The 25,520-nt window shown below is 54.6% G+C and carries 22 protein-coding genes and 2 pseudogenes; 10 read left to right on the forward strand and 14 right to left on the reverse strand.

Annotation, left to right across the window (positions count from 1 at the left end):
* A partial coding sequence (locus ACTF5G_RS00740) for a LysR substrate-binding domain-containing protein (protein WP_438950905.1) occupies positions 1-676 on the reverse strand: 676 nt, incomplete at its 3' end.
* A gap of 56 nt (positions 677-732) precedes the next feature.
* On the opposite strand from ACTF5G_RS00740, the gene ACTF5G_RS00745 reads away from it, so the two are divergent.
* Entirely contained in the window at positions 733-1,596 is an 864-nt protein-coding gene (locus ACTF5G_RS00745) for an NAD(P)H-binding protein (protein WP_438950906.1), read from the forward strand.
* Between the two features lie 8 nt (positions 1,597-1,604).
* On the opposite strand, the gene ACTF5G_RS00750 is transcribed toward ACTF5G_RS00745, so the two are convergent.
* The 5 genes from ACTF5G_RS00750 to ACTF5G_RS00770 all read right to left on the reverse strand — a co-directional run bounded on the left by ACTF5G_RS00750 (position 1,605) and on the right by ACTF5G_RS00770 (position 6,165).
* Positions 1,605-1,988, reverse strand: coding sequence for a RidA family protein (locus ACTF5G_RS00750; RefSeq protein ID WP_438950907.1), 384 nt, complete (start codon positions 1,986-1,988; stop codon positions 1,605-1,607).
* Between the two features lie 18 nt (positions 1,989-2,006).
* Positions 2,007-4,109 (reverse strand): RelA/SpoT family protein, encoded by a 2,103-nt coding sequence (locus tag ACTF5G_RS00755; RefSeq protein WP_438950908.1) that lies wholly within the window; start codon positions 4,107-4,109, stop codon positions 2,007-2,009.
* A 19-nt stretch (positions 4,110-4,128) separates the two neighbouring features.
* Entirely contained in the window at positions 4,129-4,416 is a 288-nt protein-coding gene (rpoZ, locus tag ACTF5G_RS00760; RefSeq protein WP_438950909.1) for a DNA-directed RNA polymerase subunit omega, read from the reverse strand.
* Between the two features lie 106 nt (positions 4,417-4,522).
* The gene (gene gmk, locus ACTF5G_RS00765) at positions 4,523-5,140 is read right to left on the reverse strand and encodes a guanylate kinase (RefSeq protein ID WP_438950910.1); all 618 of its coding nucleotides are present in this window, start codon (positions 5,138-5,140) and stop codon (positions 4,523-4,525) included.
* A 161-nt stretch (positions 5,141-5,301) separates the two neighbouring features.
* Entirely contained in the window at positions 5,302-6,165 is an 864-nt protein-coding gene (locus ACTF5G_RS00770) for a YicC/YloC family endoribonuclease (protein ID WP_438950911.1), read from the reverse strand.
* A 115-nt stretch (positions 6,166-6,280) separates the two neighbouring features.
* Here ACTF5G_RS00770 and rph point away from each other — a divergent pair, with 115 nt between their 5' ends.
* Positions 6,281-7,009: a ribonuclease PH gene (gene rph / locus ACTF5G_RS00775; protein ID WP_438950912.1), complete on the forward strand. Its 729-nt coding sequence runs from the start codon at positions 6,281-6,283 to the stop codon at positions 7,007-7,009.
* Here rph and ACTF5G_RS00780 read toward each other — a convergent pair.
* Genes ACTF5G_RS00780 through ACTF5G_RS00795 form a run of 4 tightly spaced genes read right to left on the reverse strand, consistent with a single transcriptional unit; the run spans position 7,006 to position 9,470 of the window.
* Positions 7,006-7,305: a DUF167 family protein gene (locus ACTF5G_RS00780; protein WP_438950913.1), complete on the reverse strand. Its 300-nt coding sequence runs from the start codon at positions 7,303-7,305 to the stop codon at positions 7,006-7,008. The genes rph and ACTF5G_RS00780 overlap by 4 nt on opposite strands.
* Positions 7,305-7,892, reverse strand: a complete 588-nt coding sequence (locus ACTF5G_RS00785) for a YggT family protein (protein WP_438950914.1) — start codon at positions 7,890-7,892, stop codon at positions 7,305-7,307. The genes ACTF5G_RS00780 and ACTF5G_RS00785 overlap by 1 nt, the downstream gene beginning before the upstream one ends.
* A gap of 21 nt (positions 7,893-7,913) precedes the next feature.
* Complete coding sequence (proC, locus tag ACTF5G_RS00790) at positions 7,914-8,735, reverse strand: pyrroline-5-carboxylate reductase (RefSeq protein WP_438950915.1); 822 nt, start codon at positions 8,733-8,735, stop codon at positions 7,914-7,916.
* 33 nt (positions 8,736-8,768) lie between these two features.
* A complete protein-coding gene (locus ACTF5G_RS00795) occupies positions 8,769-9,470 on the reverse strand; it encodes a YggS family pyridoxal phosphate-dependent enzyme (protein ID WP_438950916.1) in 702 nt (233 codons plus the stop codon).
* Positions 9,471-9,541: 71 nt separating this feature from the next.
* Here ACTF5G_RS00795 and ACTF5G_RS00800 point away from each other — a divergent pair, with 71 nt between their 5' ends.
* Positions 9,542-10,576 carry a type IV pilus twitching motility protein PilT gene (locus ACTF5G_RS00800; protein WP_438950917.1) on the forward strand — a complete coding sequence of 345 codons (1,035 nt, stop codon included), beginning with the start codon at positions 9,542-9,544 and terminating at the stop codon, positions 10,574-10,576.
* Between the two features lie 66 nt (positions 10,577-10,642).
* Positions 10,643-11,785 carry a PilT/PilU family type 4a pilus ATPase gene (locus tag ACTF5G_RS00805; RefSeq protein ID WP_438950918.1) on the forward strand — a complete coding sequence of 381 codons (1,143 nt, stop codon included), beginning with the start codon at positions 10,643-10,645 and terminating at the stop codon, positions 11,783-11,785.
* A 6-nt stretch (positions 11,786-11,791) separates the two neighbouring features.
* Here the strand turns inward: ACTF5G_RS00805 and ruvX are convergent, their stop codons facing one another.
* From ruvX to gshB, 4 genes are all read right to left on the reverse strand, one after another.
* Entirely contained in the window at positions 11,792-12,265 is a 474-nt protein-coding gene (gene ruvX / locus ACTF5G_RS00810; RefSeq protein WP_438950919.1) for a Holliday junction resolvase RuvX, read from the reverse strand.
* On the reverse strand, positions 12,249-12,830 hold the full coding sequence (locus ACTF5G_RS00815; RefSeq protein WP_438950920.1) for a YqgE/AlgH family protein: 582 nt from the start codon (positions 12,828-12,830) through the stop codon (positions 12,249-12,251). The genes ruvX and ACTF5G_RS00815 overlap by 17 nt, the downstream gene beginning before the upstream one ends.
* 67 nt (positions 12,831-12,897) lie before the next feature.
* Complete coding sequence (locus ACTF5G_RS00820; protein WP_438950921.1) at positions 12,898-13,767, reverse strand: energy transducer TonB; 870 nt, start codon at positions 13,765-13,767, stop codon at positions 12,898-12,900.
* On the reverse strand, positions 13,767-14,714 hold the full coding sequence (gshB, locus tag ACTF5G_RS00825; RefSeq protein ID WP_438950922.1) for a glutathione synthase: 948 nt from the start codon (positions 14,712-14,714) through the stop codon (positions 13,767-13,769). Before gshB ends, ACTF5G_RS00820 begins: the two co-directional genes overlap by 1 nt.
* Positions 14,715-14,949: 235 nt before the next feature.
* Here gshB and pilG point away from each other — a divergent pair.
* From pilG to ACTF5G_RS00855, 6 genes and pseudogenes are all read left to right on the forward strand, one after another.
* A pseudogene (gene pilG / locus ACTF5G_RS00830) lies at positions 14,950-15,342 on the forward strand (twitching motility response regulator PilG); the annotation flags it as partial.
* Between the two features lie 46 nt (positions 15,343-15,388).
* Entirely contained in the window at positions 15,389-15,751 is a 363-nt protein-coding gene (locus ACTF5G_RS00835; RefSeq protein ID WP_438950923.1) for a response regulator, read from the forward strand.
* 20 nt (positions 15,752-15,771) lie between these two features.
* A complete protein-coding gene (locus tag ACTF5G_RS00840) occupies positions 15,772-16,305 on the forward strand; it encodes a chemotaxis protein CheW (RefSeq protein WP_438950924.1) in 534 nt (177 codons plus the stop codon).
* A gap of 70 nt (positions 16,306-16,375) precedes the next feature.
* A pseudogene (locus tag ACTF5G_RS00845) lies at positions 16,376-18,377 on the forward strand (methyl-accepting chemotaxis protein); the annotation flags it as partial.
* A gap of 564 nt (positions 18,378-18,941) precedes the next feature.
* On the forward strand, positions 18,942-19,760 hold the full coding sequence (locus ACTF5G_RS00850; protein WP_438950925.1) for a CheR family methyltransferase: 819 nt from the start codon (positions 18,942-18,944) through the stop codon (positions 19,758-19,760).
* Positions 19,761-25,505 carry an Hpt domain-containing protein gene (locus ACTF5G_RS00855; RefSeq protein ID WP_438950926.1) on the forward strand — a complete coding sequence of 1,915 codons (5,745 nt, stop codon included), beginning with the start codon at positions 19,761-19,763 and terminating at the stop codon, positions 25,503-25,505.
* The last annotated feature ends 15 nt before the right edge of the window (positions 25,506-25,520 follow it).

Raw genomic sequence — 25,520 nt, forward strand, 5'->3', positions numbered from 1 at the left:
TGTGGGTGCGAATCTGGCTCTGGGTTTCATCGAGGTGCTGGTTAAGATTGGGTAAAGCTTCCCTGACCTGATCGCCAAAGCAGTGTCCCTCACCAAGCAGCAGGACATTCTCGTTGTCTAGATCACTTGGGCGGATGGTCTTCTTTTTGCCGAGGGGGTGGTCTTTGGGCATCAATACGACAAAAGGTTCGGAGAACAGCGGTTGGGTCACCACGTCGGATTCAGTAAATGGCAACGCCACGATAATTACATCCAGTTCGCCCTTGCGCAGCCGTTGTCGCAGTGTGGCGGTAAAGCCTTCTTCGACCACCAGTGGCATTTGTGGCACGGTTTTCTGTAGAGCCGGAATGAAGTGCGGAAACAGGTATGGGCCGATAGTGAAAATAGCGCCCACGTAGAGCGGCGCCTTTAGCTGGTCCCTGCCAGATGAGGCAATATCCTTGATCGATGCACTCTCCTCCAGCACCCGCTGTGCCTGAGCGACCACCTGCTCGCCGATGGGCGTTGGTCGGACACTGTTCTTGGAGCGTTCAAAAAGATCGATGCCCAACTCCTGTTCCAGTTTTTTGACGGCGATACTCAGGGTGGGTTGACTGACGTGACATAATTCCGCCGCTTGGCCAAAGTGTTGCTGCTGTGCCAAAGTGACGATATAGCGCAGTTCGGTTAAGGTCATATCATGTTCCTCCTGATGCCAATAATAGTCAAAACAAATTGAAAAAGGAAAGACGATTGAAAGTATTATTTATTGGCTGTGGTGATATCGGGGTTCGCGCTATTCGAAGGCTGCAGATGTTGCAAGGGTGGGCCGGTCTGGCGATGCGCCGTCATCCAGATCGGCTGCCCGCAGCGATTCCATCGGTGACGGGGGATATTTGCGATACGCCTGAGCTCACTGAATTGCTGCGTAACGCCGGTGTTGACGCAATCGTCGTTACCCTGACGCCGGGAGAGATGAGCGATGAAGGTTATCGGGCCAGTTACGTGGCCGGTGCAGGGTCGCTGGCCAGAGCGATCAAAGACAGTGGCTGGTGTTCTGGTCCGGTACTTTGGGTGTCCAGTACTGGGGTTTATGGTCAGGACGGGGGTGAGTGGGTTGATGAGTTGTCGGACACAGCGCCGGCGTCCTATCGATGTAAGCGCTTACTTCAAGCCGAGGGTCTGATAATTCGATTGACAGTGCCCACTGTGATAGTTCGTTACTCGGGTATTTATGGACCCGGTCGGGGACGCATGCTGACGCAGATCAAAAGAGGGGAGCTGGCGCCACCACAACCCGTACAGTGGAGTAATCGCATTCATGCAGAGGATTGCGCCGGGGTGCTGGTGCATTTGCTGCAGTGCTACAGGACTGATCAGCCGCTGCACAAGCTCTATCTTGCGACGGACAGCGATCCCACTCCTCTCCATGAGGTGCACCACTGGCTGGCAGGGCAAATGGGCGTAAGCCTGTCTAATTCCGTCACAACGACCAGTGTTGGCCGGACCGGTAATCGTCGTTGCAGCAATCGGCGTCTGCTTGAAAGTGGCTACCAGTTTCTCTACCCCACTTTCAGGGAAGGTTACCCCGCGCTGATATCCGAATCGCCGGAGTAGGCGACTTTTCAGATGACCATAATACCGTCCATTTCCACGCCAACCCCTTTGGGCAATTCCTTGACGCCAATGGCTGCCCGCGCCGGATAGGGTTCCGTAAAGTAGCGTGCCATGATTTCATTGACGGTGGCAAAATTGCCCATGTCAGTCAGGAAAATGTTCAGTTTGACCATATCCTTCAGAGAGCCGCCGGCTTCTTCGCAGACGGCGGCCAGATTTTTGAATACCTGATCGATTTCTGCCGCAACACCCCCTTCCACCACCTGCATGCTGTCGGGGTCGAGTGGTATCTGGCCAGACAGATACACGGTATTGCTGACTTTTATCGCCTGGGAGTAGGTGCCGATGGCGGCGGGCGCATGGTCCGTACTGATTACAGCTTTGTTTAACATGAGGTTGTCCTCCGGGAATTAATTCTTGGTGCGATAAACGCGCTGCACCTGTTTCAAGTTGCGAATTTTGCGCATCACGTTGGCCAGGTGAATGCGCCCTTTGACGTCAATCACGAGGTCCACAATGCTGGAGTGGGCATCCCGCTCCTTGATGCTGATTTGCTGGATAGTGGCTTCGCTTTCGGAAATACGTGCGGCAAGGGCGGCGATGATCCCGCGCTCGGAAGTCAATTCCACTTTGAACTCCACCGAGAAGTCTCCCTTGACCTTGGGAGACCAGTTCAGTGCCATACATTTTTCGACGTTAGTGCGGATTTCATTGAGATTTTTACAGGATTCACGGTGTACCACCAGACCCCGCCCCGGGCTGAGATGGCCGAGAATAGGGTCGCCGGGAATCGGGTGACAGCAGCGGGCATAACTGATGATGAGGCCATCACTAGTGTCGATCATGATGGGTGATTCAAATTCCTCGGGGACGTACTCCTTGCGCATTGAGGGTGGCGCCATCAGGTTGGCTACCCCATAGGCAAGGCGGTTGCCCAGGCCAATCTGTTCCAGAACTTCTTCAAAGTTGGCGGCACCGGTTTCAACCAGCAGGCGCTTGATCCAGGATTTTCGGATCTTTTTATAGTTACTGCCGAAGGTCTCCAGCGCCCGGTCGAGCAGACGCTTGCCCAGGTCAACTGATTCCTCATGCTGCTGATGTTTCAGGAAGTGGCGGATAGCACTGCGGGCCTTGGCCGTCACGACAAAATTCAGCCAGGAGGGATTGGGCTGTGCGCCTTTGGTGTTGATAATAGTCACTTTGCTGCCACTTTGCAGCGGCTCGGAGAGGGAGGTTAGTTGTCCGTTAATTTTGCTGGCCACACAGGTATTGCCCACATTGGTGTGAACCGCGTAGGCGAAGTCGACCGGTGTTGCCCCCGAGGGCAATGAAATAATCTGTCCGCCGGGTGTGAAGATATACACTTCATCAGGGAACAGGTCGGCTTTGACGTGTTCGATAAATTCCAGGGAGTTCCCTGCTTTCTGCTGGATCTCCAGCAACCCCTGCACCCAGCGATTGGTTCTTGGGTTGCCCTCTTCGCGCGACTTGTAGAGCCAGTGTGCAGCGATTCCGAAGTTGGCCATGGCATCCATGTCCCGGGTGCGAATCTGCACCTCAATAGGTACCCCGTGCATACCAATCAGTACCGTGTGCAAGGACTGGTAGCCGTTGACTTTGGGAATAGCCACATAGTCTTTAAATTCACCGGGAACCGGTTTGAAGAGGTTGTGGATGACGCCCAGGGTGCGATAACAGTCATCCACTGTGTCCACCACGATGCGAAAGGCAAACACGTCCATGATATCGCGAAAGGATTTTCGCTTGGACTTCATCTTCTGATAGATACTCCAGAGATGTTTTTCACGCCCCGTGACTTCTGCAGAGATCAGCTCTTTTTCGAGACGAATTTCAATGCTGTCCTTGATTTCTTCAACGATGTGCTTGCGATTGCCGCGGGCCGCTTTCAGGGCGGCCCGCAGACGCTGATGGCGAACCGGATACATGGCCGCAAAACCGAGATCTTCGAATTCTACCCGGATATCATTGATCCCGAGGCGCTGGGCGATGGGGGCGTAGATATCCAGTGTCTCTTTGGCAATCCGTCGTCGTTTGGTCGCACTGAGTACTTTCAGGGTCCGCATATTGTGAAGCCGATCTGCCAGCTTCACCAGCATAACCCGTATGTCCCGAGCCATGGCCAGAGTCATTTTCTGAAAGTTTTCTGCCTGCTGCTCTGCCCGGGAGGCAAACTCGATTTCTGTCAGTTTGCTAACGCCGTCCACCAGTTCGGCGACAGTGGAGCCAAAGCGCTCGGTGAGATCCTCTTTGCTGACACCGGTATCTTCTATGACATCGTGCAACATGGCCGCCATCAGGCTTTCTGCATCGAGGTGCATGTCCGCGAGAATATTGGCGACGGCGAGGGGATGGCTGATATAGGGCTCGCCGCTCTGGCGCAACTGGCCTTCATGGCAGCCCGTTGCAAACTGATAGGCGTCGAGAATGTCCTGGACTTCTTGCGGTTCGAGGTAGGAAGAAAGCTTGTTACTCAGTGCATCAACGGCTTGCAAGACTTCCCCCGGTTACGGTTTACTCGGCCTCAGGGGCTACCGGCAGATCGGGAGTAGAGGTCTCCTCAAAATCACCATATTCCAGCAGCATTTCTTCAGCTTCTTCTTTTTGCTTGAGGATGCTTGCATCGATGAAGCCCTCTTCAATTTCGCGCAATGCCATGACGGTGGGCTTGTCATTTTCCCAAGGCAGATGGGGTTGTTTGCCGCCAACGGCAAGTTGGCGTGCTCGTTTGGAACTGATCATGACCAGTTCAAAGCGGTTCTCCACATGATCAAGGCAATCTTCGACGGTGATACGGGCCATATTAGATTCCGTTTCTTTTCAGTGAGGGTGTTATTGGCTGGTAATCTGCATAGACAAAAAGCCGCGGCAATGCCACGGCGACATCCAGTTTACAAAATTGCGGGTATCAGGACAACAAATCCTTGAGTAAATCGCGGTTGCGTTGGCACTGGTAGTCCAATTTCAGGCGGTGACTGATGATAATTGATTGGAGTTCCGTCAGGGCCGTATCGAAATGGTCGTTAATCACCAGAAAGTCGGCTTCTGTGTAGTGAGACATTTCCAATTGTGCCTCCGCCAGTCGTTGACGGATGATGGCTGGTTCATCCTGTCCGCGGTCATGGAGGCGCTGTTCGAGAATGGCCAGTGACGGCGGTAGAATAAATATACCGATGCAACCCGGGACCAGACGGCGGATTTGTGCAGCCCCCTGCCAGTCAATTTCAAGAATGACATCAAGCCCGTCGGCAAGTGTCTGCTCAACCCAGCTGCGCGACGTGCCGTAGTAGTTATTGAATACCCTGGCATGTTCGAGGAATGCTTTTTCCTCAAGCATGGTACTGAATGTTGCCTGATCGACAAAGTGGTAGTTGATACCATCCTGTTCACCGGGCCGCATTGGCCGGGTGGTGTGGGAAATGGAAACGCAGATGTCCTGGCAGTGCTCAAGAAGGGCGTTAACCAGACTGGTTTTTCCGGCACCGGAAGGTGCTGATACCGTGAACAGGGTGCCTGTGGTCGACATTGATATCCGATGCTCCGCCAGTTTCTTGGTCGCTGCAGGTGGGTGACACAGCACTAAATTTGAAGCTTGCTACAATAACGTAATCGCGCATCCACTGCACCAGAGAGGCAGTGCTTTTATTGAATTATCAAATGCTGTCATCACAGCGGATGAGCCGTGAATCACTCAATATTCTGGATCTGCTCCCGCATCTGTTCGATCAGGACTTTCAGCTCTACCGCTGCATTGGTGGTATCGGTGGCGATCGACTTTGAGGACAGGGTATTGGCTTCGCGGTTGAGTTCCTGCATCAGAAAGTCCAGTCGTCGACCAATCGGTTCCTGACGCTTCAGCACCCGGCGGATTTCACCCAGGTGGGTATCCAGCCGGTCGAGTTCTTCGTCCACATCAGCCCGCTGGGCAATCAACACCAGCTCCTGTTCCAGTCGATTCTGATCCAGCTGGGCACTCGCCTCCTGCAGTCGGTCAACGAGCTTCTGGCGCTGGGCAGCCAGCAGTTCCGGCAATCGCGATCGCACGGTAGCCAGTTGTACGGCAATGCCATCCAACCGATGTTCGACCAGCTCACCGAGCTTTCCACCTTCCCGGCGACGGCCCTCCACCAGTTGATTCAGAGTTTCTTCAAACAACCGCAACAGTGTGTTCTTGAGTTCCTCCCGGTTGATTTCGGGTTCGCTGAGCACGCCCGGCCAGCGCAGGATGTCCAGCGGTGAGATTTTTGCCGGATCGGCCATCAGGCGGGCCAGTTGTTCGCCGGCGGCAATGTACTGACTCGCCAGTGATTGATTGATCGCTATGTCACCGGATTGTTTGGCGATATTGAGTTGCAGGCTACAGTCAACTTTACCCCGTTGCAGGTGTTTTCTGGCCAGTTCCCGCAGGGTCGTTTCAAGATCCCTGACGGTTTCCGGCATTCTGAAACCGGTTTCCAGATAGCGGTGATTGACCGAGCGGATTTCCCAGGTGGCGCTTCCCCACTGGCACTCGACACTGTGGCGGGCAAAGGCAGTCATGCTGCTGGGCATGGGTATCTCCAGGGTGGGTTGGATTGATAATCCATGGTAACACGCCGCCACACAGCGTCGACAATTCGGTTAGAATGGCAGTCCCCTCTCCATTTCAAGATATAGGAAATTTTTCATGTCCCGACCCAGTGGCCGTCGTCCCGAGCAGCTTCGCGCTGTAAAAATCACTCGCAGTTACACCCGGCATGCAGAGGGATCCGTGTTGGTGGAGTTTGGTGAAACCAAAGTCATTTGCACCGCCAGTGTCGAGTCCACGGTACCGCGTTTTTTGCGCGGTAAAGGACAGGGTTGGGTGACTGCTGAATACGGCATGTTGCCTCGCTCTACCGGTGAGCGTATGGCTCGTGAGGCTTCCCGAGGCAGGCAGGGGGGGCGCACCCTGGAAATTCAACGGTTGATTGGACGCTCGTTGCGGGCGGCAATGGATTTGAGCGCCCTGGGGGGGCATACCATTACGGTGGATTGTGATGTGATTCAGGCTGACGGCGGTACTCGAACCGCTTCCATCACCGGTGCCTGTGTCGCACTTGCCGACGCGGTCAGTCACTTGCAGGAACGCGGTAAAATCAAGACCAATCCCCTTGCCAATATGGTGGCGTCCGTTTCGGTAGGCATTTATCAGGGTGTGCCGGTACTGGATCTTGATTACGCGGAAGACTCGACGGCCGAGACTGACATGAACGTAGTCATGAACAGCAGTGGTGGTTTCATCGAAATACAGGGTACGGCTGAAGCGGCGCCTTTTACCGAAGCGGAGCTGCAAGAAATGATGGTGCTGGCCAAGCGTGGTATCGCCGATCTGGTCAGGGTGCAGCAAATGGCGCTGGCGAGTCCGAGCCGTTAACCCGGGAGTTCCCCGATAGCGGCTTCATCAGGTAGCCGGGAGGGCTTTTCAATCCGCAGTATTTTTTGCCTGCCAGTCTCTCCCTGCACCAGACTGACGGCGGATTTGGGTGTGCCGAACCAGCGACTCACCAGTGCTATCAAATGCTGATTGGCCCTGCCATCCAATGGCGGTGCAGTAATCCGGATCTTCAGCCGATCTCCCTGTAGTCCGACAATTTCATCTTTTGTCGCACGCGGTTGCAGTCGGCAACGCAACAGCAGGCAGCCATCCTGCCACCGATAGTGTTCAGCCATCAGATGCCGGGAACAAGACCTGATGGCACCTGCAGCGACCTGGCTGCGCCATGGACAAAAATCTGCAGCATATTGATCACCAAAAACATGAAAATGGGCGACAGGTCCAGGCCGCCCAGCGGCGGGATAATCCGCTGAAAGGGTGCCATAACGGGACGAATCAACTGGTTTAGCAGTGTCAGCGCGGGGTGATTGCTCTGTGGTGCCACCCAGCTGACGATAATGACGATCAGCAGACCGTAGAGATACAGGTTCAGTACCAGATAAATGGCGCCCATCGCACCCCAGGCCAGGGCCGAAAGAATATTGACCATGCCGAGGCCGTTGACCGAGGCGGTGAGCTGAATTGCCAGCCATTGGGACAGCAGTGCCAGCACGATAGTGGCCAGATCAAAATTCCGATAGGTGGGCAAAAATTTGCGCAGGGGTTTGCTGGGCAAATGGGTGGCCTTCACCAGAAACTGGGAAATCGGATTGTAGAAGTCGGCATGGGAGAGCTGGAGGAGAAAGCACAGTGTCACCACCGCCAGATAAAAGCTGCCGAGGGATTGGATCAGAAACGTGCCGGCCTGGGTAAATGTACTCATGGGTTGCCTTGTTTTTGACGGTTAATTTGCCAGTTCGTCGGCCATCTCTACTGCGCGTTTCCGGGCATTGTTCATTGCCTCGCGAAACAGTGCTTTTATATCGCCGGCTTCGAAAGTCTGTATAGCGCGTTCCGTCGTGCCGCCGGGAGAGCTGACTCGCCGCCTCAGTTCGGCAGCATCGACATCGCTACTGCTGGCCATTTTTGCCGCCCCAAGGGCAGTTTGCAAGGTGAGCTGCCTTGAAATTTCTGTTGACAGTCCGAGCTCCACACCGATTTCCTGCATGATTTCCATGATCAGAAAGTAGTAGGCAGGGCCGCTACCTGAAACTGCAGTGACGGCATCGATCTCTGCTTCACTCTGGAGCCAGCAGGATATTCCCACGGCATTGAGGATATCACTGGCGAGCTGCTTTTGTTCGCCGGACACCTGCACGTTGGCAAACAATCCGGCGGCCCCGGCCTGAACCAGTGCCGGCGTGTTGGGCATGCAACGGACAATGGGCAGGCCAGCGCCCAGCCACTGTTCCAGCGACGTCATGGATATTCCCGCCGCGATCGAAATAATCAGGGGCCGGTGACCCAGAGCACCGGCGATTGTTTCGGTCACGGTTTGCATGACCTGTGGTTTTACTGCCAGCAGAATTACCTCGGCTTTAGCCGCAGCGGCGGTGTTATCGGTTGAAGTTTGAACGCCGAAGGCACTGGCCAAATGCTGGCGATTGGCCTCCAGTGGGTCGGTAACAGTGATGGCGTCTGGCGGATAGCCCTTGGCGATGAGGCCGCCAATCAGGCTGTTGGCCATATTGCCGCCACCGATAAAAGTCAGTGTGGGTTTGTTCACAGGTATTTCCTTAAAGCGATAGCTGGTGAATGGTCATGCCGTGCTTTGCCGGGGACCAAAAATGGCTGTGCCAATACGTACGATGGTGGCACCCTCGAGAATGGCGGCCTCAAGGTCATCCGACATACCCATCGAGAGTGTATCCAATCTGGCGAGCTGAGTGGAGTGCCGAAGGCTGCCCAGTTGTGTCGCCAGATGGGCAAAGGCACGGCGCTGCTGTTGCAGGTCAGTTTGACTGCGCGGGATACACATCAGCCCACGGAGGTTGAGTCGGGGCAATTTGATCACTTCGTCTGCCAGGGTCGGCAGTGCTTCCACTATAACGCCGGACTTGCTGGGCTCATCATCGATATTGACCTGCAGGCAGACATTCAGCGGGGCGACGGTTTCAGGCCGCCGGGCACTGAGACGCTGTGCCACACGGTACCGGTCAACGCTGTGTATCCAGTCAAATTGTTCGGCGATCTTTCGCGTTTTATTGGACTGCAGTGGGCCAATGAAATGCCAGCAGATATCGGTCAGGTCCACCAGTGCCTGTTGTTTCTCCAGCGCCTCCTGCAGATAGTTTTCGCCGAAATGGCGCTGACCCAGTTCGTAAGCCATGCGAATTGCCGCAGCGGGCTGTCCCTTGCTGACCGCAAGCAGTTGAATTTCCCCTGCATCGCGACCTGCCCGATCAGCGATTTGTTGAATCTGTCGGTGAACTCGGTTGAGATTGTCGGCTATATTATGCATATACTTGTCATCGGCCGGCATTATGGCTTTCAGTAGAGCAGTAGATTAACCCAGAATAACAGGATTAACGCATGGATATTACGGAACTGCTGGCTTTTAGCGTAAAACAGGGTTCGTCAGATTTGCACCTTTCGGGTGGTCTGCCCCCGATGATCAGGATTGATGGTGACATGCGGCGGGTGAACCTCCCCCCCATGCAGCACAAGGAAGTTCACCAGTTAATCTACGACATCATGAACGACAAACAGCGCCGCGATTATGAAGAATTTCTGGAGACAGATTTCTCATTCGAGGTGCCCGGTGTGGCCCGTTTCCGGGTCAATGCATTTAATCAGAACAGGGGTGCTGCGGGAGTATTTCGTACCATTCCCTCCCGGGTTCTGACCTTGGAGGACCTGGGCCTGGGACAGGTGTTCCGCAATCTCTCCATGCTGCCGCGGGGCCTGGTGCTGGTCACGGGTCCGACCGGTTCGGGCAAGTCCACGACGCTGGCCGCGATGATGGATTATGTCAACGAGAACCGCTATCAGCACATTCTCACTATTGAAGACCCCATCGAATTTGTTCACGAAAGTAAAAAGTGTCTGGTTAACCAGCGGGAAGTCCACCGCGATACCCACGGCTTCAGCGAGGCGTTGCGTTCCGCATTGCGGGAGGACCCCGATATTATTCTGGTGGGTGAAATGCGCGACCTGGAGACGATCCGGTTGGCGCTGACAGCGGCGGAAACCGGCCACCTGGTGTTTGGCACACTGCATACCACCTCGGCGGCGAAAACCATCGACCGTATTGTGGATGTGTTCCCGGCGGCCGAAAAATCCATGGTGCGGGCGATGTTGTCCGAATCACTGCAGGCGGTCATTTCGCAGACCCTGATGAAGAAGATCGGTGGCGGTCGTATCGCCTCCCATGAAATCATGATTGGCACACCGGCAATCCGCAATCTGATCCGCGAGGAAAAAATTGCCCAGATGTATTCCGCCATTCAGACGGGGGCATCCCACGGTATGCAGACCATGGATCAAAATCTGCACAAACTGGTAGCCCAGAAAGTGATCACCCGGGAGACAGCCCGTGAAAAAGCCAAAATGCCGGATGAGTTCTAATTTGATTTGTTGGTGTCCCCTGCCAACACTGATTGAAAAAACAGTATTTGAGTTGCGGAGAATGTAATGGATTTTGATGTACTGCTTAAACTGATGGTGGAAAAAGAGGCCTCCGACCTGTTTATTACCACAGGCGTCGCCCCCAGTATCAAGATCAACGGCACCATTGTGCCGGTGGGTAAAACGCCGTTATCACCCGACCAGGCCCACCAGGTAGTTGAAAGCATCATGGATGAAAAACAGCGCATTGAATTTCGCGACAAGAAGGAGCTCAATTTTGCTATCAGCCGCCATGGTGTCGGCCGCTTTCGGGTCAGTGCGTTTTTCCAGCGCAACGAGCCGGGCATGGTGCTACGCCGGATTGAAAGCATTATCCCCACGGTGGAAGAGCTGCTGTTGCCACCGATCTTGAACGATCTGGTGATGACCAAACGCGGTATCATTATTTTTGTCGGTGCCACTGGCACCGGTAAGTCCACGTCACTGGCGGCGATGATTGGTCATCGCAATCGCAACAGCCATGGTCATATTATCTCGGTAGAGGACCCTATCGAATTTGTCCACCAGCACGCCGGCTGTATTGTTACCCAGCGCGAAGTGGGTGTGGATACCGAGTCTTTCGAGGTCGCCCTGCGCAACACTCTCCGTCAGGCGCCGGATGTCATTCTGATTGGTGAAATCCGTACCCGTGAGACCATGGAACACGCGATTACCTTTGCTGAAACCGGTCACCTGGTGCTGGCAACCCTTCATGCCAACAATGCCAATCAGGCGCTGGACAGAATCCTGCACTTTTTTCCTGCTGAGCGTCACGGCCAGTTATGGATGGACTTGTCGCTCAATATGCGGGCCTTGATTGCCCAGGAACTGATACCCCTGGCCGATGGTAATGGTCGCCGCGCTGCCATTGAAATTCTGATTAATACACCGTTGGTGGGGGATCTGATCCGCAAGGGTGAAGTGCACAAACTGAAAGAGTTGATGACGCGTTCCACCGAGCAGGGTATGCAGACTTTTGATCAGGCACTCTACGCCCTTTACGATGAAGGTTTGATCACCTACGAGGATGCCATGACCTATGCGGACTCGAAGAATGATCTGCGGCTGCTGATCAAACTCCAGTCGGAAACCGATGCGGGCTACCTGTCCAATGCGGCCGACGAATTGCAGGTAGAGGAAGATAGTGGTGACCGCATCAATCGTTTCTGATCCGTATCAGGGGTCCAGAGCCAGAGTGGGATCCGATAGCCAGGTGTTGAGTATCAGCACGGCGGCCAGATCATCCACCGGTGATTGTCGATAACTGCCAGTGTGTCGCTGGGAGTGACTTTTCGATTGTTCTTTGGCCTCAAAAGTAGAAAGGCGCTCATCCACCATTGTGACTTTTAGGCCGAAGCGACCATTGAGCCGTCTGGCAAACTTCCGGGCCCTGCGGCAAAAGGCGCTCTCTGAGCCATCCATATTCAATGGCAGGCCTACCACCAGTTGGTCCGGCTGCCACTCCGCCAGCAGTCGGCCAATCTGATCCCAGTCGGGAACGCCATTGCGGGCTTTGATAACGGTGAGTGGGTTGGCGCTGCCGGTCAGACTCTGCCCCACCGCAATGCCAATCTGGCCAGTACCAAAATCAAACGCCAGCAGTGTGACAGGCTTTTTCGGCAAAACATTCTGATCAGGCGTGTCCGGCATCAGTACTCAGCATGTTCAGATCAATACCGATTTTTGCCGCCGCCGCCGAGGCCCGCTGCTCAAAGGGCGTATTGAAGAGGATGTTGGCATCGCCGGGTACAGTGAGCCAGGCATTATGTGCCAATTCCTCTTCGAGTTGACCCGGCCCCCAGCCCGCATAGCCCAGAGTGATGATCAACTCGCCCGGACCCCGTTCAACAGCGATATCCGAAATAATGTCCCGTGAGGCCGTGAGGCTGATTTCACCGGAAATCGTCCGGGTGGATTCCCATTGCCTTTCGCCTGCACGGTGTAGCACAAACCCCCGGTCAATTTGCACGGGCCCTCCAGACAACAGCGGTTGAGCGCCAATATGGGGTGAGTAGGTCATCTCGAATTGCTCAAAAATCTGGCTAATCGGTATGTCCAGTGGGTTATTGATAACCAACCCCATGGCGCCGTCAGGGCTGTGCTCGCAAATATAAATCACGGCGTGAGAGAAATTGGGGTCGAGAAGCCCCGGCATGGCCACCAAAAAATGGTTGCTCAGGCTTTCGAAGTGTTGATTGGATGATATTGAACCCATATTCAGATTATGGGTTCAATGTGAGAGAAAACAAGTTATATGTATTGCCTTATTCTCACTATAGCGATCACTGGGTGTTGAGTCGGTGTCCGGGTTCAAATTGCCAGGTGCGAATAATTTCTAGTTTGTCCCACTGCCTCATTTCCTGCGGGAAAGGTGCAAAAGGGGATGCCAGCCGCACGGTTCTTACTGCTGCCAGATCCAGTACTCTTTGTCCCGAACTGAGCAGAATTTCAATTTTTTCCACCGAGCCATCCGGCAATAGCGTCACAGCGAGCCGAAGGTCGCCAAAGATGGCTTTTCGACGGGCTTCTTCCGGATAGTTGTTATTGCCGATGACCTCGATACGATCAATCCAATATTGGAGGTAAGCGGCATATTCAGCAGCTCTGGTGCTGGCAGAGGTCACCCGTAATACATCGGGCAGCTTGCTGTATTCCTGCTTTTTCTTATCCAGTTTCGCTTGCAGGCTGGCAAACTCCGGTGTCATGGCAGGTGGTGACTGCGCGGCACTATCGCCCTCCCGGTTTTCGCGAGCTGTTTCTGTGGGCGCTGCAATCGCAGCTGGGGTTGTTGTCGATACCACTGCGACTGAACCCTGGCGCTCCAGTTGCTGCTGTTGTTCGGGCAGTGATGCCGGCTGCTGGTGCTGGGCACTCAGTTCCGGCTGCTGATCAGTGGTCAGCTTGTCTATGGCCTGCTCATTACCGCTGCCTCGCTGTTGTTGCTGGGCGAGAAAGTCTGGTGTTTCATTGTCAGTGGGGGGCTGATGCCGGGCCAGGGTTACTTCCAGAGTGGGTGCTGGCGGCTTTTGTTGATAGAGCTTGAAGCCGATACCAAAGATGATCATTGCGTGTACGGCCACGGCCAGAAAAATTGAAAACCCCAACCGGTCGAATTGTTGCGGTGATTCCATCTCCGGCATGGCAATAGGCATCAGATCAATCTCGCCTCAATGGCATTCATCAGTTTGCCGCCAATATCAGTGGATTGAGCCTGGTCAATCTCCCGTGCACAGGTGGGACTGGTAACATTGATTTCTGTCAGATAGTCGCCGATCACATCCAGCCCGGCAAACAGAATGGCTTTTTCCCGCAGCACCGGGCCGATCTGCGCTGCAATCCACTGATCCCTCTCGTTGAGGGGTTGCACAATGCCGCTGCCACCGACAGCGAGGTTGCCCCTGATATCACCTTCCGGCGGAATTCGGGCAAGACAGAAGGGAACCGGCACACCATCTACCATGAGAATACGTTTGTCACCCTGGCGGATTTCCGGAATAAATTTCTGTGCCATGATGGTTCGGCAACCATTCATGGTCAGTGTTTCGATGATGACATTGATATTCGGGTCATCGGGGCGAACCTGAAACACAGCAGTTCCGCCCATGCCATCCAGGGGCTTATACACCACATTGCTATGGGTTTTATGAAATTGCTTGAGCATTGTCGCATCGCGGCTGACCAGTAGCGGGGGAGTACATTGAGGGAACAGCGTGGCAAATACTTTTTCGTTGCAGTCTCTCAATCCCTGGGGTTTGTTGACGACCAGTACGCCACGCTTCTCTGCCGCTTCAAGGATATAGGTGGAGTAGATGTACTCACTGTCGAAAGGCGGATCCTTGCGCATCAGTATCACGTTCAGTTCTGACAGGGGGCGTCGCAGGGGTTCGTCCAGCGAGAACCAGTCCAGCAGATCATCCCGGACCCTCAGCGGCGTCATCCTGGCGGTGGGTTCACCGTTTTCCAGCGCCAGGTCGGATTGCGTCATCAACATAAGTTGCCAGCCGCGCTTCTGGGCCGCCAGCAATAACACCAATGTCGTATCCTTTTTCGGATTGATACGGTCGATGGCGTCCATGACCACACCGAGTGTCCTCGTCATAATTGTTACCTGCATCACGCCATGAAGGAAGGGATGTTATTTATGATAGCCCTGTGGTTTTGCGATTCATGGCAGTAACTTAAGGCCAGTGCCTTGCCAGCGCAATACCTGTGTTTGAAAACGCTGTCCAGTGGTCAGTCCCAACAGTCGGTTATAGATAAAACCTGATGATTGTGTTACATAAGTCCATCCGGGTGTCGCGGGCTTGTGAGAATTAAAAATTGGGGCAAAAACAATGGAAGAGCAATTAAGCGGCCTTAAAGTGATGGTTATTGATGACAGCAATACCATCCGTCGCACAGCTGAAACACTGCTGAGTAAAGCCGGGTGCGAGGTGATCACGGCCATAGATGGTTTTGATTCGCTTGCAAAAATTGCCGATACCAAACCGGACGTCATTTTCGTCGATATCATGATGCCGCGACTGGATGGTTATCAAACCTGTGCCCTGATCAAGAACAACAGCCATTTTAAATTCACGCCGGTCATTATGTTATCGAGCAAGGACGGCCTGTTTGACAAGGCGAAAGGACGGATAGTGGGAGCCGATGCTTATCTTACCAAGCCGTTCAGCAAAGCCGAGCTGTTTGAGGCGCTGGAGAAATTTTCTCCCCGAGCGACTGCCTCGGATTCAACGGCGGAACAACCTACCGACATCCCTGATGGGGGCGCGTATGATGAGAGTACTGATCATTGATGATTCGCCCACTGAGACACATCGACTCACTGGCCTGCTGGAAAAAAATGGCTACGAAGTCCTGGCGGCTGATAGCGGTGAAGCCGGCTATGCCGTGGCTTTGAGTGAGCAACCAGATGCTGTTCTGATGGACATTGTGTTGCCCGGTGTGAACGGATTTCAGGCAACCCGGCAGTTGAGCAAGGCCAGCGAGACAGAACATATTCCGGTGATCATTGTTACCACCAAGGACCAGGAAACCGATAAGGTCTGGGGAATGCGCCAAGGCGCCAAAGCCTATCTCACCAAGCCAGTGAATGAAAAAAATCTCATCAGCATTCTGAAGGAAGTAATCAGTTGAAGACTGGTTGCTAAAACGCAATGGCCAGTTCACCGTTCAATACACTTCTCGCTTTGTCCCAGCGGTTTAATAATGCCAAACGGGGCTTGCCCGCGCAGCAGGACATCATTCCCTCGCGCAAGGTGGTGTGCTTTTCCATGCTCGGCATGAATCTGGTGATTGCATTGGAAGAGCTCACAGAAATTATTGAATTGCCTCAATACACCCGTCTGCCAAGGGTCAAACGCTGGGTGCTTGGTATGGCAAATCTTCGGGGAAGGTTGTTGCCTGTGCTCAACCTGCCGGCGTTCCTGGGCGGCAAACTGTCCGGTTCAGTAAAGCAGCAGCGGGTGATGGTGATTGATATGATGAGTATGTTTGTCGGCCTGACAGTTGACCGTGTTTATGGCATGCGTCATTTCAAGGTAGATACCTATACCCGGAACCCGGGTGATATCCCCGATAGGCTCGCGCCCTACGCTGAGGGGGGCTTTGTCCAGACAGATGGTATCTGGATTTTGCTGCGCCCCAGCCAATTGCTGGCTGACCGGCGATTTACAGAAGTAGCGGCGTAGATGGCCGCCTGAAAAAATTTATGCGGATCTGCCAAAGGTAGCCGCAATACAGGCTTGGAGTGATGTTCACATGAAAACGGCGGTCAACAAATCCAAAAATAAATCCCTGATCACCCTTCTGTCGGTGCTGCTGATGGTGGTGGTCATTTTCCTCGGCTTTAACCTGTTGGTGGTCTTCAATCAGAATGCCAGGGATCAGGAAAGCCTGCAGCTCATGTCGGAGTTGCGGGCGCTATCCTATCGGCTGGTCAGCCTGTCTCAGGAAGCAACGGCCGGCAACGAGAATGCCTTTGGTGAGCTGCAGGGTTTGGTGGACCGAATGCAGGAAAGCTGGGGCATATTGCATGGCAATCTGGAGGATGAGATAGCATCTCCGCAACTGAGTTCCCTCGAGGAGGGATGGGCCAGTGCCCAGCAAAATGCCCAGACAATTATCGATAATCAGGACACCGTCATCTTCCTCAACAAGGTCGCAGCGACCCTGAATGAGAGCCTGCCAGAGTTGCAGCAGGAACATATGGAAGTGGTGGATATTCTGCTGGCCAGCAGAGCGCCCTCTGAACAGGTGGCGGTTGCTCAGGCACAGACCTGGCGTGCCGAGAGAATTGGCCGCAATGTGGACAAAATGCTGGCTGGCAGTTCCGATGCAAAAAACGCCGCCGACCAGTTTTCCCGCGATGTGAAAATGTTCGGGCAGGTGCTTGCGGGTATGAAGAACGGTGATGCCAGCCTGGGTATCAGCCCTGTTACCGTGCCTCGGGCAAGAAAGAACCTGGACAGCAGTACCGATCATTTTGATTTTGTCAGCAGCTCCATTCAGGAGATTTTTGACGCGACGCCGGCGCTGTTCAGTGCCAGTCAGGCGAACAAGAGTATTCTCGATCAATCGCCCCTCCTGCAGGAGCGGATCAACAGCATTTCTGATGCAATTGCCGCGCTGCTGCAGAGCCGGAATTTTACCTATCAAACGGCGCTGTACGCCGGTGTCATAGGTGTGATCATCATGGCGTTGATGGGTATGCTGATCTCCGCGGAAACCCGTCGCCGGCTGCAGGAAACGGCGATGGATAACAAACAGAATCAACAGGCTATTTTGCGTCTACTGGATGAGATCGCCGGTCTTGGTGAAGGGGACCTTACCAGTCATGCCACTGTCACCGAAGATTTCACCGGTGCAATTGCAGACTCCATCAACTACGCCATCGACCAGCTGCGAATCCTGGTGGCGCAGATACAGGATACCTCTGAAAATGTCTCGGCGGCGGCCAATGAAACCCGTGCCACGGCGCTGCAATTGGCGGAAGCCTCTGAACATCAGGCACAGGAAATTGCCGGTGCCTCGGCTGCCATTAACGAAATGGCCGTTACGATCGATCAGGTTTCGGCAAACTCGGCTGAATCGGCCTCGGTGGCGGAAAAATCGGTATCGATTGCCAAAAAAGGCGCTGAGGTCGTACAGAATACGATCGGTGGCATGGATACCATTCGTGAGCAAATCCAGGATACGTCAAAGCGTATCAAGCGTCTGGGGGAGAGCTCCCAGGAAATCGGTGACATTGTATCGCTGATTAATGACATTGCTGACCAGACCAATATTCTTGCACTCAACGCTGCGATACAGGCATCGATGGCCGGTGATGCCGGACGCGGCTTTGCCGTGGTTGCCGATGAAGTCCAGCGTCTTGCTGAGCGCTCTGCAGGGGCAACCAAACAGATCGCCTCGCTGGTGAAAACCATTCAGACCGATACCAACGAAGCTGTCAGCTCGATGGAGCAAACCACGTCTGAAGTCGTCAGAGGGGCCGAGCGGGCCCACGCGGCGGGTGGGGCGCTGGAAGAAATCGAAACCGTGTCTGCCGATCTCGCAGAGCTGATTCAGGACATTTCCACGGCGGCCAAACATCAGGCCACCACGGCTGGACACATTTCCAGAACGATGAACGTGATTCAGGATATCACCTCCCAGACGCTTTCCGGTACCAACAACACCGCCCAGTCCATTGGCGAACTGGCAGAGCTGGCCGTTGACCTGAGAAACTCGGTTTCCGGGTTCAAGTTGCCTGCCTCCATGGAGCGGCACGAGCACCGGGAGTTAGATCAGGTCGGGGATTTTTCTGAATATGAGTTTGGTGATGACGAACTTTTCGAAGACATTGTTGATGATGCACCTGTCGAGGACCTCGCCCAAGAATCACCAGCGGATGAGGTCGACCAGCCAGAAGACAGTGCAGTAGCTAAAACACCCGCCAAGGTTCGCCAGCCCATGCGCGGTGCAAGCTTCAGCGAGGATGAGGCAGATGCGTTAGAAAAGGCGCTTTATCAGGGTCATGCACCCTCACCCGCAACGAGTAATACCGCTGCTGAAGGTAGAGAATCCGCTGGTGAGGCTGCGCGTCAAGTGAGCGCCCCCGACGATGACGACAGCTACGATGAAGAGGCAATCCTCAAGTCCCTGCAGGCAGATGATGCAGACATGGACTTTGACCACCTGGCCAAGGGATTGGGTGAAGATGAGGCGTTCTCTGCAGAATGGGAAGATCATACCGGTGATCGGGCGGGTAACGGCGAGAAGAAGAATCCATCCGCCCCGGATAACCAGGCTTGATTGATGGCGGAATTTTCCGATGGACCCCGCCATGGAACTGACTGAGAACGAATTCAGGCACGGGTGTCGTCTGATTGAATCACACACCGGTGTTGTGGTGAGCCCTTGCTGGGTGGACTATGCCCGTCGTCGTATGGCCGAGTGTCAGGCCTTTCTTCAAAACGCGGAGACTGGCACGCGGGGCCTGCAAGCTCTGGTGGATCGTCTGCTGATCAAGGAAACCCGTTTTTTTCGCCATCCAGCCTCGTTCAATTATGTGGCAAATTTTCTGACGGATGATGCCGGTAACGCACAGGCCGAGCCGCCATCCGGTTTCAGTGTGTGGAGCGCTGGCTGTGCCAGTGGTGAAGAGGCCTATTCTCTGGCGATGCTCTCTGAGCAACTCTGTCAGGCGGGTAAATTGAGGTCCCCACTGCGTTTGCTCGCTACGGACGTGTCCCGGTCGGCTCTGATTGCTGCCAGGCGGGGCGAATATCTGCGGAGCCGTCTGGGGCATCTCAATGCCATGCAACTTGCCTGTTTTGATGCGGCAGGTGAAAAGTCTCTGCGTGTCAAGGCGACTTTGAGAAAGCGTGTGGCCTTTGCCCTGCATAATCTCCTCGATCCGCTTCCCGTGAAAATTGGCAAGCCCTTCGATGTTATTTTCTGCCAGAACCTGCTGATCTATGTCGCACCGACACGAAGAAAAATGCTGTTGGACAAGTTGGCGGATGCGCTCAGGCCCGGTGGCTGCCTGATTCTTGCGCCCGGTGAGTTTGTCGGCACGCCGCCGGACCCGATGTTGCGGGATCGTCGCGATCCCAATGTGCTCGCCTACAGACGTTCCCGCAAGTCGGCCTGGGGACCTTAAATGGTACTGACCGGAAGATTGCAGGGATTATCTTGGGTTGCCGATGAAGTCGATGCCACGTTGAAGCTCGCCTATGAGTCGCTTGAGTCTTTTCTGGAGGATTCAACCGACACCACCAGCATTGGCCAGTGCGTTGACTACATTCATCAGGTCAGGGGATCCCTGAAAATTGTCGACTGTTATGGCCCTCTGCTGTTGGCTGAAGAGATGGCTGTGCTTGCCGAGCGTATTCTCCAGCGACGAATAACGGTTGTATCCGACGGCTGTGATGTTCTGGTTCAGGCCATGTTGAAGCTACCAAATTACCTGCGGCAGGTGATGGTCAGTCGCCGGGACAATCCGGAGTCATTATTGCTCCTGCTTAACGAGCTGCGGGCAGTCAGGGGCGAACCACTGGTCTCGGAAACCTCTTTCTTTTCCCCTCATATCGACGCTTCCCGTCGGCTCAGTAAACCCTATGATCGCCAGCCTGATCCGGTGGTGATGGCCAACTTGCTGCGCAAATTACGGCAAATGTATCAGTACGCATTGCAGGGGTTGTTGAAGGGCGAAAAAATCGAGGAGAACTTCAGTTATCTGGACAAGGTTTTTTCGCGACTCAAGGAGCTGAGCAAGGGCATGCCGCGAGAGCCGCTGTGGCATGTCGTGCTCGCGTTACTTGAAGTCATCGCCGGCAGAGACGTGCCGCTGGGCTATGCACTGAAAATGCTGTTGAGAGAGCTTGAAGGTGAGATCCGCCGGCTGGCTCAGGCAGGTTACGATGGGCTGACCCAGCCCCTGCCCGATGTTCTGTTTAAAAACCTGTTGTTTTATATTGCCTTTGCCCGCAGCAAAGGTCCCAGGGCGATGACAGTGCGGAAGGACTACCGACTGGATCAGTCACTGCCCCACGATGTCGCCATAGAGGAGACTGAAGACGGATTGTCGCCCGTTTATGAACCAAACGCAGCCGGACTGATCGTGTCGGCGCTGGATCAGGAAATTGAGCAATTCAAAGAGTGCCTGTCCCGTTTAATTGAAGAATACGATACCCGCCCGACACTGCTCGATGAATCCCGGGATCGGCTGAAAAAACTGGTGGATGCCGTGACCATGCTGGGCAGGCCAAGGCAGCGGGAATTACTGGAGCAAGCACTCTCACAACTGCAACACTTTATTGCCGACCCGGCAGTCGATTCCCCTCATCTGGCAGCAGTGGCCAGTTGTCTGGTGGAGGCACAAACCGGCTTGCACGGTTGGCTGGAACTCAATCGACAATTGATCGAGGGTGGCGCTGCCAGCCAGGAGATGCAGGTTGAGGTAAACCGTGCCCAGGCGACATTGCTGGTAGAAGCCCGGCACACCCTTGACCAGGTCAAAGACGTCATTGTCGACTTTATTGCCTCTCAATGGCGGAGAGATAAACTTAATGGCATCTCCGGGCTGGTCATGGATGTGCGTGGTGCACTACTGATTCTGGAGCTACCTCGCGCTGCGGCAGTTCTGGGTGCCTGTAATCGCTTCCTCAATGAGCAGGTGTTGCCAACCCGGAGTGTGCCCAACTGGAATATGCTCGATGCCCTGGCTGAGGCAATCACCAGTGTCGAATATTACCTGGATGTGCTTGATCAGCAGGACGTTCAATCTCAACAGTCGATTCTCGAGCTGGCTGAGCAGAGCATTGCCCGCCTGGGTTACGCGCTGGCTGCCGAGCCAGTCGCGCAACACGAATCAGACATTGCTGTCACCGAAGCGTTGACGGATCCCTCGGTGACCAAGAGCGAAAGTGTCGAGCAGCAGCCCATGGCAATTGAAGCTGATGCGATTGACCGGGAAATCATTGAGGTTTTTCTGGAGGAAGTGAGCGAGATCCTCGCCACCATCGAAGCTGCCTATCAGCAGTGGGTCGACTCACCCGATGCGGAGGGGCCTGTCGTTGAAATACGCCGAGCCTTTCATACCCTAAAGGGGGGTGGCCGTATGGTGAGTGCAGACCAGCTTGCCGGCATCGCCTGGGCAGTCGAACATCTGCTTAACCGGTTGATTGAAAAAAGAGTGTCCGTTACCCCAACCCTTATGGCGGTTGTGGGATTGGCGAAGGATGTGGTGCCTGAGCTGACCCGGGCCTTTTCAGAAAATACCGATTACCCCCGGCCGGAATACGTGGCCCAACTGGTGATTGCAGCGGAGGCGCTGGCCAGGGGTGAAGATGCGGCACTACCCGAAAGTATTGATGATCGCCACGATGATGACGTGGCAGAACCCTACCCTGCAACCACAGATGATCCTGTGGTTGCAGGTGCTGAAACAGCGGTCGATGATAGCCCTGTCCTGACGTTGGATACCGAAGATACTGAGCTGCTGGAAATCTTTGCGGAAGAGGCGGTGACCTATCTCGATGCCATAAAAGATTTTGTTCTGGAACAGCGTCAGCAGGCGCCGGTTTACTCTCCGCCCACCAGTGCATTACAGAGTGCCCTGCACACACTGAAGGGCAGTGCGCGAATGGCCGGTGTGGAATCCATTGGCGATCTGGTCACGCCTCTGGAACATTTCATCAAGGAGCTATACAGCTACCATCTCGATGTGACCCGCGATATTGTCGATTTACTCGATGATGGTGCGGGTTATTGCACCCTGTCACTCGCTTCAGTACAGGATTTGCAGCGGGTAGAGAGCATTCCCGAGCTGCCCGCCTTTCTCGAGCGTCTGACGGAGCTCCGCGATCAATGTATGTTGGCCATTCTCAGTGACGAGGCGAAGCCATCCCTAAAGGTTGACCCCGATTTTCTCAGTCTGTTGATGACGGATGGCATGCAGCCGTTGCTCGATGCCGACCAGCATCTAAGGCAATGGCGGGATCAGCCTGAGGATTTCAGCGTGCTGACACAGCTGCAGAAAGAGCTGGAGACGTTGGCTCCTGCGGCAGGCCGGGCGGGTATGCCGACCATGCAGCAGCTGGCGGCAGGATTGAGCCAATTCTACGGACTACTTTTAGAGGGCCGCCGCCCCCCTTCTGACGAGCTTCTGGATGCGGCATCCGAGAGCCATGAGCTGTTGTTGGCAATGGTGGATGCTGTCGCCGCCAACCAGGATTTGCCGAGTCCGGAAAATGCCCTGCTTCAACGGCTGGAAATGTTGTCCCGCTCAGCGGTGGCGGAAGCGGAGGTGCCGGAACAAGCCGCGACAATAGAGGAAGACTCCTCGTTTGCGGCAGTTACCAACACAATGGATCTGGCCGCGGTCCCGGATCAGGAAATTTCTGAGGTAACCTCTCTGCCAGAGCCAGAGCCAGAGCCAGAGCCAGAGCCAGAGCCAGAGCCAGAGCCAGCCGTTGACGCTGTATCGTCCATCGAGCCCAGTGACTCTGCTGATACCTCTGCCAGTACCGCTGAAAGCAGTTCCCTCCCGGCATTGGAGATTACCCCGCTTGATCGTGAAAAAATCGATCTGGATATTCTTGAGATTTTTCTCGAGGAGGCCGACGAGCTGCTGGAAGATATTGATCGCTGTCTGCAGGTTTGGCAACAGGACTTGCAGAGTCGTGAGGCGGTCGAGTCGCTCAAGCGGTCCCTGCACACCCTCAAGGGCGGCGCAAGAATGGCCGGGTTGCAGCAGCTCGGTGATTTGAGCCATGATTTTGAAACTGACATTCTTGCCATCGAACATCAGCCCGACCGGCTTGACGATGAGGTGTTCAGTCGATGGTTGCATCAGCAGGATCAGCTCCAGTTGGCGTTGGCGGCAGCGAGGAAGTTACTTGGCGGTGAAGGTGCGGATGCTAGCCCGACAGAATCCGTAGCCGGGGTTGTCGAGACAGTCGCCTGTGAGGGGGCGTCCGAGGTCAATCGAATCCCCCCCCCTTTACCGGCCAGTGCCTCTGAAATACCCGGCATCTCTCCACCCCAGCACCAAGTAGTGACGTCTCTTGAAACAGTCAAAGTGTCGGCTCCGCTGCTGGAAAGTCTGGTAAACCTTGCCGGTGAAACCAGTATCTCCCGGGGCCGGGTAGAACGAGAGATCAGTGATTTTGCATTCACGCTCGATGAAATAGGTTCCACGATTGCCCGTCTTCGGGATCAAGTCCGCCGTATGGGCATCGAAACCGAGGCGCATATGATGTTTCGGCAGGAGCAGATGGAAGCGATGCAATCCGTGGAGGGGTTTGATCCGCTTGAAATGGATCGCTATTCCCATCTGCAGCAGTTATCACAGGCACTGCTGGAGTCCGCCTACGACATTCAGGACCTGAAGGAGACGCTGGCGGAAAAAGCCAAGTCTGCCGAAGGACAGTTATTGATCCAGTCTCGTATCAACAGTGACCTTCAAGAGCGTTTAATGCGCACCCGCATGGTGCCGTTCAGTCGTATTGTGCCCAGATTGCGCCGTATGGTCAGGCAGGTCAGTGATGAGGTGGGGAAAAAAGTAGAACTGCAGCTGATCAACATTGATAGTGAGATGGACCGCTCTGTGATGGAACAGATGCTAGCGCCACTGGAGCACATGATTCGCAATTCAATTGATCACGGGATTGAGGCTGCCGAAGACCGACTCGCTGCTGGAAAACCGGAAACCGGGGTTATCTCTGTGGGCCTGGCCAGAGAGGCCGGTGATATTCTGTTGCTGCTGTCCGATGATGGTCGGGGACTAAATGTCGAGGCCATCCGCCGTCGGGCGATCGAGCGGGGTCTGGTGCCTGCGGACAGTCGTCTGGATGACCAGGACGTGATCGAGTTTATCTTCCAGCCGGGGTTCTCCACATCGGAAAAAGTGACTCAGGTTTCCGGTCGCGGTGTGGGGATGGACGTGGTCAACAGCCAGGTGCGGGAACTGGGTGGCTCGGTGCAAATCATCACCAATCCCGGAAAGGGTACCCGTTTCACCGTGCGTTTGCCTTTCACCGTGTCGGTCAACCGGGCGCTGATGATTGAAATGGGTGATGAGCTGTATGCACTTTCCCTGAGCAGCGTGGATGGTGTGGTACGAGTCAGCCCAAAGGAGCTTGAGTATTACTATCGCTACCCGGATGCGCGGCTTGAATATGCCGGAGAGTTTTACGAGGTCCGCTATCTGGACAGCCTGTTGCACAATCGCCCAATTCCAAAACTGGATATGGATAGCCAGTCAGTATTCCTCATTCTGGTTCATACCGAAACCCGCCACTTCGCCATTCAGGTGGATGGCCTGGCGGGCAGTATGGAAATTGTGGTGAAGAGTCTCGGTGTCCAGTTCAGTAAAGTGCCCGGCTTGTCGGCGGCCACGGTCATGGGTGATGGTCGGGTTGTGGTTATTCTGGATCTGTTGGCGTTATTGCGCAGCCGGGTAATGACCGCCTCTGTTGCTGACAGTGACGCCATCGGTGAGCCAGACGCCCCGGCCCCTGTTGCCAAGGTAATGGTCGTGGATGATTCTGTGACGGTCCGCAAGGTGACCAGCCGTTTTTTGCAGCGGGAGGGTTTTTCTGTGATCACCGCCAGAGACGGCCTCGAGGCGATGACCCTGCTGAGGGAACACAAGCCTGATGTCATGCTGCTGGATATCGAGATGCCCCGCATGGACGGGTTTGAAGTGGCGCGCCGCGTCAAGGGCAGCAGTGAACTGAAATGCATACCGATTATCATGATCACCTCAAGGTCGGGAGACAAGCATCGGGAGAGGGCTTCCTCACTGGGTGTCGAGCACTATATGGGCAAGCCCTATCAGGAGCAGGAGCTTCTGAATGCCATGGCTAACGTCATGCACGTGGCAACAGAATCAGGAGAATAGCTGTGCCGTTTTCTA

It is taken from the genome of Porticoccus sp. (genome assembly GCF_965660005.1).
Lineage (GTDB): Bacteria > Pseudomonadota > Gammaproteobacteria > Pseudomonadales > Porticoccaceae > Porticoccus.